This window comes from Saccharopolyspora shandongensis (assembly GCF_900106995.1).
Taxonomy (GTDB): domain Bacteria; phylum Actinomycetota; class Actinomycetes; order Mycobacteriales; family Pseudonocardiaceae; genus Saccharopolyspora; species Saccharopolyspora shandongensis.
Genome location: NZ_FNOK01000035.1, coordinates 36,372 through 48,153, shown reverse-complemented (window position 1 = coordinate 48,153; position 11,782 = coordinate 36,372). Strand labels below are relative to the sequence as shown.

4 protein-coding genes are annotated in these 11,782 nt (G+C 69.8%); 3 read left to right on the top strand and 1 reads right to left on the bottom strand.

What is annotated here, in order from left to right; genetic code table 11:
• Positions 1–1,191 precede the first annotated feature (1,191 nt).
• From BLW84_RS29700 to BLW84_RS29690, 3 genes are read left to right on the top strand one after another with little or no spacing between them, the layout of a single operon-like run.
• Positions 1,192–4,476 (top strand): hypothetical protein, encoded by a 3,285-nt coding sequence (locus BLW84_RS29700; RefSeq protein WP_093271901.1) that lies wholly within the window; start codon positions 1,192–1,194, stop codon positions 4,474–4,476.
• Positions 4,473–5,441 carry a hypothetical protein gene (locus BLW84_RS29695; RefSeq protein ID WP_093271898.1) on the top strand — a complete coding sequence of 323 codons (969 nt, stop codon included), beginning with the start codon at positions 4,473–4,475 and terminating at the stop codon, positions 5,439–5,441. The genes BLW84_RS29700 and BLW84_RS29695 overlap by 4 nt, the downstream gene beginning before the upstream one ends.
• 11 nt (positions 5,442–5,452) lie before the next feature.
• The gene (locus tag BLW84_RS29690; RefSeq protein ID WP_245761477.1) at positions 5,453–8,854 is read left to right on the top strand and encodes a right-handed parallel beta-helix repeat-containing protein; all 3,402 of its coding nucleotides are present in this window, start codon (positions 5,453–5,455) and stop codon (positions 8,852–8,854) included.
• Positions 8,855–8,947: 93 nt separating this feature from the next.
• Here BLW84_RS29690 and BLW84_RS29685 read toward each other — a convergent pair whose 3' ends face one another.
• Entirely contained in the window at positions 8,948–11,737 is a 2,790-nt protein-coding gene (locus tag BLW84_RS29685) for a helix-turn-helix transcriptional regulator (RefSeq protein ID WP_093271893.1), read from the bottom strand.
• Positions 11,738–11,782: the final 45 nt, after the last annotated feature.

Here is an 11,782-nt window from a genome sequence, read left to right as displayed (position 1 = left end):
CGCGGCGATGTGCGCACCGGCCGTGAGGTGCGGGAGCGCGACCGGTCCCCTGATGATGACGCGCGGACTGAGAACCGGCAGGGGGAGTGATCGCCGCAGTCGGCTACGACCGAGGTCGGTGGCCCCGGAACAGAGACGTCCGAGCTGGTTTCGTGGGTGCGGGAGGCCAGTTGGGATGTCGTGGAGTCGGCGCCGGGTGATCTCCTACTTCGTGTTCGGGATGACGGTGCTGTTCGGGAAGTTCTTGCTGGCAGGCTCGCTGAGTTGTATCGAAGCTACGAGCGGGTGGCTCTTGGTCGTGTGCTCAAGGTGTTGAACGAGCGCGGCTTGTACACGTACGATTTTTTGCCGGGGATGGTCGGTTGCTCGTCTTCGACGATCGGCTGGGTGATCGGGAAATCTGATACTCGGGTATCGGGCATGGAATAGTCGATGCCGGGCTGAGCGGGCGGAAAATTCCGTATGCAGCGAAAGTGCCGCTTGGCGTTGATCCGGGAAAGCCTGTTCGCACGTGTGGGGAACGGCTGACGGGAACGGCGAGAAGTGCGATCGTCGAGCCGTTCTCGGACGGTGTGGTACCGGTGCTGGTGACGACGGCCCGGGTGCACCGGAATAGAGTTCGTGGCGCGCGTTGCCGGTAAGGACCTCCGTGGAACTCCCTGAGGTGTCTCGTGACGCAAGCGCCGAGGTTTTCAACCCAGCTCGGACGCTTCCATGCGATTGCTCGCCGGTGCTCTCGCAAGCGCGGTGGCTTGAGGACTATCCCGGTCTCGGCTGCTTGAACCGGTGCCGGAACCCGGTGGATGCTGGCGGTGCGCATTGCATGGCGGCCGAGTTCGGGCTTCGGAGACGACGCCGGACGAGCATGACGTGGCTCGGCACAGCCAGCCGATGTGCTTAGGCAGGCGCGGAACTGGGAGAGCGAGGGCTCCCTGGTTGTCACACGAGTGACTCGATCATCCATCCGGCGGATGAGGGAAATCCTGTTCCTCCGCCGTACACCTCGTCCAACGCCGCGCACGCCGAGCCGGCACGTTCCCGCACGGCGTGTTTCGGGGAACGGCGTCGCGTGGATCCGGGCCGAGTATCGGGTCGCGCCGCGGTGCAGCGCGCCGTCGCTGTCGGATGCATTGAACCGGATCTGGTTCGGCAGACGTAAGAGATTTAGGGCGTTCCGGAAGGAGGAAGCCGATGGGCGCGTTGGTCGTCGAACGGAACGGCGCGGGCGTTGTGGTGCGATCCGCGGACACGCAGGTCGCCGGCGCGGGCATGGCCGCCAGGCACGCGGCCGACGACAGTCGTGCCCGAGTTTTCATCGACCACACCGCGCTCGAAGCCTTCGACCAGCTCGAACACGAGGTGCTGGCCGACCTCCAGACACAGTTGCGCCCCGGTGACTCCGGCCCGATGCCGGGAATTCGGCTGCTGGTCGGTCGCTCCGGCCTGGCCGGCCCCGACGGCCGGGCTCCGTTGGCCGCGCGCCTTTCCGAGCGGCTGAACGTCGAGGTCGTGGCCCCGGACGGGAACCTCCTCATGCTGCCCGGCGGGGAGTTGTTCTCGGTCGGCGAGGCCACCGGCTGGGTCGGTTTCCGGCCGGGCAAGCACAAGACCCACACCGGCCCGCGCCATCCCATCCCCTCCTGGCAGGGCCCGCTGTCCGAGACGCTGCGCAGCCGTGCCGCCGATCCCCGCATCAGCATCACCTCGATCCCCGCCGGGCTGTGGGTCCGGGCCGCCGGCGCGGTCATGCGACCGATGTCCGACATGGCTTACGGCGTGCCGGTGTCCGGCGCCCGGCTCGCCATCGTGGTGGGGGCTCCCGGTGAGGAACAGCCCGGCCTGGAGGCGCTCGCGGGGCTGGTCGCGGCCCTGCCCGGCAAGTTGCGCCAGACGCTCGGGCTGATCTGCTACGGCCCCGAACCGGACCCCGCCCGGCCGCTGGCGCAGCGGCTCGCCGACCTGCTCGGCATCCCGGTCCACTGCTGCCACGCCGTCCCGCAGTACCTCCCGGACGGCGCGAAGACGTGGAAGTCGCTGGACGCGGCCGGGCAACGGGCCTGGCTGCCGTTCGTCCTTGAGAGCCTGCACCGGCCGGGCGTTCCGCCGCTCCCGCGCAATTGGGTCCAGCCCCTGCCGGGAATGGTCGGCGCGGGAGTCGGCGCGTACTGGCTGCAGGACGGCTGGTTGGTCGACGTGCTGCCGTCCGGGTTGCTGGTGCGGCCCGTGCGCACCCCGGTGGATCCGGTCGCCTCGCGCCTAGCGACCGATCCGGAAGTGGTGAACCTGGTGGTCACCGCAGCGGCGGGCCCGCCGCCCGGCCGAGTGCTGACGACGGTCGAGCGCATGGTTCGGCTGCTGCCCGCGGAAACCCGCGCACGGCTGCGGCTGGTCGCCACCCCGCACGCCGCCCCGGGCTATCTCGCCGGGCTCGGCCGCGCGCTGAGCCTCGGGGTGCACGTGCTCACCGCGTCGGGCCCCGGCCCAGCGGTCATCCCAGCCGCCTCGGTCACCGGCGGTGAGGCGCACCCGTGGGACTCATCGGCCACCGAGGTGCTGCCGGTAGTGACAGATCTGCCGGTGGCTTCGGCTTCTGTTGTTCCCCCCGACTCGGCAGCGATCGACCCCCCTGCGGTCGCTGCCGGACCCATCCCGGCTGCGGCCAACCCCCGTCTGGTCGCTGCCGAACCCGCTCCGGCAGCGATCAGACCTCTTCCGGTCGCTGCCGGTCATGGCCCGGCAGCGACCGGAAACCCCCCCGAGCCGGTCGCTGCCGGGCCCGCACCGGAACCTCCGGCGCATCCCGATGTCCGGTTCCGGCCGTCGGTGCACGTCGCGATCGATGCCGACGGCCGGATGCGGCCGTCGGGAGACGGATGGCGCGACGGTGGCGCTGCGACCACGCGGGATCCCGAGGGCGAGCCGGATTCGGCGGGACCGGGCTCTCCGCGCGGCAATGCGCCGGCGGAGGATGAACCGGCTACCGAGCTCAGCACTCCGGCGACCGCGCCCGCAGCAGGCGGGGGACTGGCCGCGCTGCCCGTCACGACCGCCTCGGTGCAAGTGCCGATCTTCGCGCCGGCAGTGCCCCCACGTATGGGGCCGAAATCCGCCGAGCCGCCGGCGAAACCCGTTGCGGAGGCTGCGGAATCGGCCGACCAGACCACGGGCGCCCCGGAACCGTCCGAACCGGCCGCCGCCAACCTCGCAGCAGCCAACCCCGCAGCCGCTTCGGCGGGTCCTGTCGCAACGGCTGTGCGGGCGCCGATCGGGAGCTCGCGCCAGTCCCTCGTCGACCAGCCGGCCGACCGGGGGCTTTCCGCTCTGGGCTCTGCGGTGGAGCGCGAACGATCCCGCGTAGCGGAACCGGCGGTCGCGGAACACCGGCCGGCCGCGGCCGCTCCCGGTCCGCCTGCGGTGGTGCCGACGTCCACCGCCGCCGATGTTTACGCGACGTTGGCGCCGAAGCCCGCCACAGCCGAACCCGAGGCCACGCCGCGCCCTGTCGCGATCTCGGGCACTGCCGCCACACCGGGCACTGCCGTCGTCGCCGCAGACCCCACCGTCGCCCAGGAATCTGCTGCCGCAACGGAACCTGCCGACGCCGTCGCCGATCAGGTTCCCGACCCCGCGCCGGCCCCTGGTATCGCCGCAGCGGAACAGGCAGCCGAGGCGGAGCCGCAACACGACTCCGGGCCCGCTCGACCGCTCATGCTGGCCGACCACGTCGGCACGGATGCGGAGCGCCAGCAGTTCCGGAAGTCGCTGGGCTGGCGCTACGACGCGGCGACCAGGGCGGTATCGCGACTGCTGGCCGAGCGACCCGGGCTGCGCGGCGGGGGATCGGTCGACGACGCGATGATGACGGAACTCGCAGCCATCCGCGTGTTCGCGACGTCGGACCAGGTCGAGGTGGTCGAGGCGATCCGCGCCGGCGACGCGTCGGTCCACTTCCCGTACATCTCCTGCCTGGTCGGTGGTCTACGCCGGCTTCCGTCTCTGCAGGGGGTCGTGGTCCGCGGTGGCCCGGACATCGCGACCGGGGCCGGGGATTACGTGGTCGGCACCGAATTGTTCGAGCCCGCGCCGATGGCGGGCGCATCCGATCCCACTGCGGCCGTTCCTGGCGCGGTCGAGGTGCTGATCTGGTCGGTCACCGCGCGACGGCTCGGCGGGCTCACCGAGGAAACAGCCGTCGCGGACGTCATGTTCCTGCCCGCGACGGTGTTCCGGGTGCTCGCGGTGGACGTCGATGCCGAATGTCCCCGGGTGTTGCTCGCCGAGACGGGGAAGCAGCGTTCGGAGGAGGCGCGGCAACGCCACGACGACCGGATCCTGGCGCGGCTGACCGCGGCGGCGAAGGCCCGTGACGGCCTGCCCGCGGCGGTGTTCTCCGATGCGGACAGGTCGCGGTTCGCCTTCTTGCCGGGAGAACCGTCCAATCCCTTCGAAATCCCGGAACCGGGGAGCGCGCGGTGAGCGTCGAGCGGTCGGAGGTGCATCGGCTGCTGCTGAATCTCGCCGGGAGGGTTCCCGACGCCGAACTGGCGGGCTTGCGGACCTGCCTCGCAGATGACGAGCTGGACGAGATCGCCGATGTGCTGATCGCGGGCGGATTCGCACTGTCCGAATGGGAGCAGGAAATGCTCGCCGGGTTGGCCGCCGAGCACGGAGTCGATCCGGGGCCGTTGGCGAGCACCCCGAGACCGGAGAACCCCGTGACATGGCGGTTCGTCAGGAACACCACAGTGGACAGTCCTGCCGGGGACGCTGCTGCGGTCCGGGCCGCGGACGGCGTTGGCGGCCTTCGAGCCCTGTGGCGGGCCATTCGGCTCTCGAAGGACATCGATGCACCCGCCCGGGCCGCGGGCGATGTGGTCTATCTGGGCGAGGCCGCTGCGGACGCCGACGTCGTCGAGCTGACCGCCGAGATCCAGCACCGCCTGGCCGAGGCCGGGCAGACGCCGCGGGTCGAGGTGTTCGCGGAAGGTGCGGAGCTGACCGGTTACCACGAGGCGGCCCTGGCGGTCGCCGAGCTGACCTGGACCGCGGCGCCGCCGCGAGCACATCTCGCGAGGGTCTTCGACGGCACCGACACGGCGGGCACCCCGTTCTTCCGCCCCGATCACCACCGCCTGGACCAGGCGGAACGGGATCGGCTGCTGGCCTACCTGCGGGCCGGGCCGGTGGTGCTCGCCACCGACGGCCGGATGGACGACGTGCTCGACCCGGACCAGGGTGCCGTGGTAGCGCTGAACTTCCGGTCCGATGGCACCTGGATCTGGAACGACGCGGTCTGCCACTACCTCGAACGGCACTGGCTGGAGCCCGATCCCGATCTCGTCGCGCACGTGGCCGCCGCCGGGGCGCCGCCATCCGGGCTGAGCAAGCTCGATCTGCATTGCGTGCGCGATGCTTTGTCCCTGACCGCGACTGAAGAATGACTGGGGCGAAGATGAGCCACACCAGGACGATGCTTTCGGTCTCGGCGACGGACCCGGACTCCTTCCGCACCATTGGTGACGCGGTGGCGGCGGCGACCAGTGGCGACGTCATCTCGATCCAGCCCGGCACGTACGCCGAGTCGGTCGAGCTGAGCCAGGACGTGACGCTGTCCGCGGCCGGCGCGCCCGGCGGGGTCCGCATCGAGTCCAGCGGCGATCCGGCGATCGTGATGGCCGCGGAAAGCGTCGTCCTGTCGGGCATCACGGTCGTCCACAGTGGATCAGAAACCTCGGCGATCGACGTGCCGACGGGCCGCCTGCGGCTCGAGGAATGCCGGGTCCAGGCATCCTCCGCCGCCGCGCTCTACGTGCACGGTCAGGCCGAGGCCAGTGCCAACGGCACCGAATTCAGCAACCCGACCGGGGCCGGCGTGATCGCGGTCGACGGCGCGGAGGGCCGCTTCGGCGGATGCAAGCTCAGCGGGTTCAATGCCGCCGCCGTGGTGATCCGCACCGGCGCCAACCCGCAGTTCGTCGACTGCACGATCACCGATGCCGGGGGCAGCGCCGTGCTGGCCGCCGAGCGCGCGCGGGGCGAGGTGCGCGATTGCCGGATCGCGCGGACCGGCAATCCCGCCGTTGTCGTCGAGGGGCACAGCGCGGTGCGTCTCATCGGGACCACGATCGCCGAGGCCGCCGGCGCCGGGCTGCTGATCGCGTCGGGTTCGGCGCCGCTGGTGGAGAACTGCGTCGTCGAATCCCCCGCAGCGCAGGGACTGGTGCTGATGCAGCAGGCCGCGCCCGAGGTGCGGGGCCTCCGTATCCGGCAGCCCGCCGGATACGGCATGCACGTGCTGGAAGGTTCCGGTGGCACCTTCACCGACTGCTCGGTCGTGGAATCCGGGGATGCAGGTGTGTGGATCTCCGGCTCGTCGCCGTCCTTCGCCGAATTGCTGGTGGACGGCTCCGGCGCCACGGCGGTGGTGGTGACCGAGAACGGCAGCGCGTCCTTCCGCGACCTGAGCGTGCAGCGAGCCGGTGGATCCGCGATCGAGATCCGGTCCGCGGCGGTGTCCATCGTCGGCGGCACCGTGACGAAACCGGCCACCGACGGCATGCTGCTGACCGGGAAGGCGAGCCTGGAGGCCGAAGACGTGGTGGTGTCCGGTGCGGGCGGCGCCGGGCTCAGGGTCACCGAGCAGGGGTCCGCGGACCTGCGCAGCGTCACCATCTCGGACAGCGGCGAGTCGAACGTGCTGGTGTCGGGGAGCCAAGCGGTGCTGCGCGGCTGCGAGCTTTCCGCCGCGGGGCAGCGGGGCCTGCTGGCTGCCAGCGCCTCCTCGGTGGCTCTGGAGCAGACCAGGATCCGGGACTGCGAAGATTCCGGCCTGGAATGGGCTGAGGGCTCCTCCGGCGTCCTGGACAGCTGCGAGATCTTCGGCAACGGCGGCGACGGCATCACAGTCGGCTCCACCGAGTCCATCACCATCCGCAACTGCATCACTCGCGAAAACCGCGGCGCCGGCATCCAAGTGCTCGTCCGGCGCGACAACCTGCGGGTCAGCGGGATCACCAGCAGGCAGAACGGCGATCCGGAAAGCGATTCGTCCGCCGACGCCGCCGACATCGCTGCCGAACCGCAGCGGTTCGGCAGCTCGCGGACGCCCTCCACCCCGCCGGTGGCCCCGCCGAAGGCGGACGCCGGCTCGGAACCGCCGGTCAAACGCAGGTCCGAGGGGCGGCTCGGCGAGCTGTTGGGTGAGCTGGATGTGTTGGTCGGGCTCACTGATGTGAAGCGTGAGGTGGAGGTGTTGACGCGGTTGGAGCAGATGGCTGAGAAGCGGGCGGCGGTCGGTTTGCCGATGCCGCCGATGAGCAGGCATCTGGTGTTCGCCGGTGCTCCTGGTACGGGTAAGACGACGGTTGCCCGGCTGTACGGCAAGATTCTGGCGGAGCTGGGGGTGTTGCGCTCTGGGCAGTTGATCGAGGTGGGGCGCGCTGATCTGGTGGCCAGTGTCGTCGGTGGCACGGCGTTGAAGACGTCGGAGTGCTTTGAGAAGGCGTTGGGTGGGGTGCTGTTCATCGACGAGGCTTACACGCTGTCGGCTTCTGGTGGCAGTGGCCCGGATTTCGGGCAGGAGGCGGTGGACACCCTGGTCAAGCTGATGGAGGACCACCGGGACGATGTTGTGGTGATCGTTGCGGGCTACACCCTTGAGATGCGCAAGTTCCTGGCGACCAACCCGGGTCTTGGTTCCCGGTTCTCCCGGACGATCGAGTTCGCCGATTACTCCTCGGCGGAGTTGGTCACGATCGTCGAGGGCATGTGCCGGGCCAACGACTACCGCTTGGAGTTCGAGACGAAGGAGGCGGTGCTGTCCTATTTCGACAAGCTGCCGCGCGATGAGTCCTTCGGTAATGGGCGTACCGCGAGGAAGGTGTTCGAGGAGATGATCGGGCGTCAGGCGTACCGGCTGGCCGATGACCCTGATCTGAATCCGGTGGCGATGACGCGGTTGCTGCCGGAGGATATCGGTGCGCTGCCCGGCAGTGGTGTCGGGGCGGGTGCGGCGAACACCGACATGGCGAAGGTGGATCTGCTGTTGAACAAGTTGCACCAGATGGTGGGGCTTGGTGATGTCAAGCAGGAGGTCGGCAACATGGTCGACTTGCTCGCTTCGGCCCGGCAGCGTCAGGCGGCGGGGCTGCCGGTGCCGTCGTTGAGTAGGCATCTGATCTTCGGTGGGCCGCCTGGTACGGGTAAGACGACCATCGCGCGGCTTTATGGCGAGATTCTGGCTGCGTTGGGGATTCTGGCGCGTGGGCAGGTGGTCGAGGTGGGCCGGGCGGATCTGGTGGGTGAGTACATCGGTCACACGGCGCATCGGACGACCGAGGCGTTCGATCGGGCGCGTGGCGGGGTGCTGTTCATCGACGAGGCGTACACGCTGTCGGTGAAGCGATCCACGGGTGGGGATTTCGGGCAGGAAGCCATCGACACCCTCGTGAAGCTGATGGAGGACCACCGCGACGAGGTGGTGGTCGTCGCAGCCGGGTATGAGGAGCAGATGGAGGAGTTCCTGGCGGCGAACCCGGGTTTGTCGTCCAGGTTTTCCCAGCGTGTCAGGTTCGCTGACTACAGCAATGATGAGCTGGTCACGATCGTCACCCAGCATGCCGCGTCGGCGGGTTATGAGTGCACCGGGCCGACGGTCGCGGCGTTGCGTTCGCATTTCGTGGCCGCGCAGCGTGGTCCGTCGTTCGGCAACGGCCGGTATGCGCGGCAGGTGATGGACGCGGCGGTGACCCGCCACGCGAAGCGGCTGCGGTTGACCGCCTCGCCGACACTGGAAGACCTGTGCCTGCTACTGCCGGAAGACGTGCCCGGCGCGGGCGAGGTCGCCAGCGCGTGACGCCTCAGAGCTGCCGGAACCCCCGGAGGAACGGCTCGTTTCGTTGTCGCGCGCATTGCACTGCTTTGTTCGCGGCCGAGCCCACGGCCGGTGTCAGCCCTCCGCCTGCTGCGGGCGGTGCTTGCTGGCGATGACGGCCAGTTCCACCCTGGACCGGCAGTCGAGTTTGGCCAGCACGCTGGAGACGTGGGACTGGATCGTCCGGCGGGACACCTTCAGCCTGCTCGCGATGTCCGGATTGGACAGCCCCTCGGCCACCAGCAGCGCGACGCGAACTTCCGTTGGTGTCAACGAGTCCCAACCGGTGGTCGGCCGGTTCGCCGACCGCCGCTTGCGCCGAAGGCCCGAACTCCGCGCCCACTGCTCGACGCGACGCAGATCCCAACGCGCATCGAGCTCCTGGAAGGCGCTGACCGCTTTTTCGAGCGCTGCCAACGCGTCGGCCTTGACATCCGCCGCCGCGGCGACATACGCCGTGATTTCCCAAGCCTGCCCGGCCAGCAGCGGGCGGCCTCCGTCCTGGAAGTCACGCGCTCCCGCCGCCAGCAGCTCCGGATCGCCTGCTGCGCCGCCGCGCAGCACGGCCACCAGGCCGCTTTTCACCGGCGTCGGGCACCGCCGCTGCCAGTCCCGTGCGGGCGGCACCAACTCGTCGAGCACCCCGCGATCGTCCACGGTGATCGCGACCCGGGCCAAATCGACCCAGGTGTGGTGGACCAGTGCGGCCTGGCCTCGTTTGTCCGTCGCCTGCCTGGTGTGGGCGAGATGCAGCGCCAGCGCGGTCTCCGGACTGCCGGCCCGCTCCGCGTCCAGCGCCAGCGCCCACCGGTAGAGGTACTCGTAAAGGTAGGCCGGGCCGGCGACTTCGGGGAAGCGCAGCGGTGCAAGCGGTTCGTCCCGGTGGATCCGGATCAGCGCCTCCTGCATGCGCAGCGCGGCCTGTTGGCCGAACGGATCAGCCGGCTCGTGGCCGGCCTGGATCTCGGCGAGCCCGTCCTCCCAGCTACCCTGTTCGTAGGCGATTCGCGCGGAGACGGCGGAGTACCACGGCAAGGCCGGACTACCGCAGGCCTCGGAGGCCGGCAATCCCTCGCGCAGGCATTGCTCGGCCGCGTCCAGTTGGTCCAGCTCCAGCAGGCAGTTCGCCTGCAGCAGCTGGATTCCGAGGTCGTCGCTGTCCGGGCCGAATTCCTGATCGCCCCAAGACGAGCGGGCCGCGGTCACGAGTGTGAGGGCGCCCGCCGGATCCCCGGTCTCCAGTTTTCTGGAGCCGAGCAGGTGCTGACCTGCCGCCACGGTGTAGGAGTCACCGGTCTGCTCGCCGAGCCGAAGGGCTGCCTCGGCGTTGCGCGTCGAGTCTTCGGCATTTCCCAGGAGGTAGGAGTACTGCGCGAGTGCCGCGTGCATTCTGCCGAGTTCGACCGGGTCGAGCGCACCAGCGGAGATGGTTGCTTCCGTCGCTTCGGTCGCGCCGCGCACGTTTCCTTGCAGGATGCAGCCGCGGGCGATCGACCAGCGCAGCTGGGCGGTGAGGGCGGGGGTGCGGTTCTGGGCCAACGCCGAGCGGGCCGCAGCCTCGGCATCGGCGCCGTGCCCCGCCCACTGCAGTGCGATCACGTGCAGGAAGCGCAGCATGTCGGCCCGGGCGCTGGTCGCGCCGAGCTGCGCCCGTGCCATGGTGAGGAGCCCGATCGCGGTCTCTGAGGAGCGCCGGATCAGGGTGATCGCGGATTCGATAAGCCAGTCGATCGAAGCGGAATCCAGCGTGCCCCCGGCCAGTAGGTACTGGGCCACCCGGTGGGCCGGTGCGCCGGTCTCCGCCAGCGCGCGACCGGCCTCCAGCAACATTGGCTGCCGCAGCGTCTCCGACAGCGCCGCCATCATCGCCTGGCGGATCAGGTCGTGCCGGAAGGCGATCCGGTCGCCGTCCTCGACCAGCAACCCGTTGTCGACGGCGTCGCGAACCAGGTTCCACAGCTCGAGGGGGGAGTGCCCGGAGGCCGCCGAAAGCTCCTGGATCGGCACCCGGCCGCCGAGCACCGCCATCATGCGCAGCACATCGCGGGAGCGCGACGACAGGAAGTCGAGCTTGCGGTGCACCGCCTCCGTGAACGAGGGCGGTGCGGCACCGGTGGCCCAACCGCCGGTTTCGTTCAGCGACGACACCAGTTCCTCGATGTAAAACGGGTTTCCGGCCGCGCCGGCCACCAATTCGAGCACGGCTTCGGTGGCGGGCTCGGCCAAGATGCGTTCGGTGAGCTCCGCCGCTGTCCCTGGCGAAAGCGGCTCCAACCGCATCGTCAACGCGCCGTCGCGGGCCAGTCCGTGCAACAGCCGGCCCAGTTCGGGGCCGGCCGGGACGGGGCGATGAGCACAAACCAGCAGCACCGGCAGCTGCCTGAGCAGGCGGGCGATCCGGTGCACCACCACCAGGCTCGCCGAATCGGCCCAATGCATGTCGTCCAGCAGCAATGCGACGGGTTGCCGGGCCGCCTGCTTCTCGATCAGCTCGACCGCGGACTCGGTGACCACGTACTCCCAGCGCGCGGCGCCGGGAATCCGGCCGTGCCGCTCACCGGCGGACAGCAGTTCCGCCAGGTCGGCCAGTTCAGGGGCCGGCCGGATGCGGTCGAGACCGAAATAGCCGGCCAACGCGGCGAACGGGGTATCGGACTCCATCGCTTCCGGGCTGCCGTGCAGGACCAGGAAGCCGCGCTGCCGGCACTCATCGGCGGCGCGTTGCAGCAACGTCGATTTGCCGATGCCGGGCTCGCCGGACAACTGCGCGGCGCTTCCGTTTCCACCGGCCACCGCATTGATCAAGCTGTCCAATGCGCGAATTTCCTCGTCGCGCCCGAGTATCACCGCATTGGTCAGAGCCACCGAAGCAACTTACCTGAACCATGCCGCAAACTGATCGACTGGCCG

Excerpts from the sequence above, each read along its gene's own strand:
- BLW84_RS29700 (WP_093271901.1), top strand. The coding sequence starts at position 1,192 with ATGGGCGCGTTGGTCGTCGAACGGAACGGCGCGGGCGTTGTGGTGCGA.
- BLW84_RS29690 (WP_245761477.1), top strand. The coding sequence starts at position 5,453 with ATGAGCCACACCAGGACGATGCTTTCGGTCTCGGCGACGGACCCGGAC.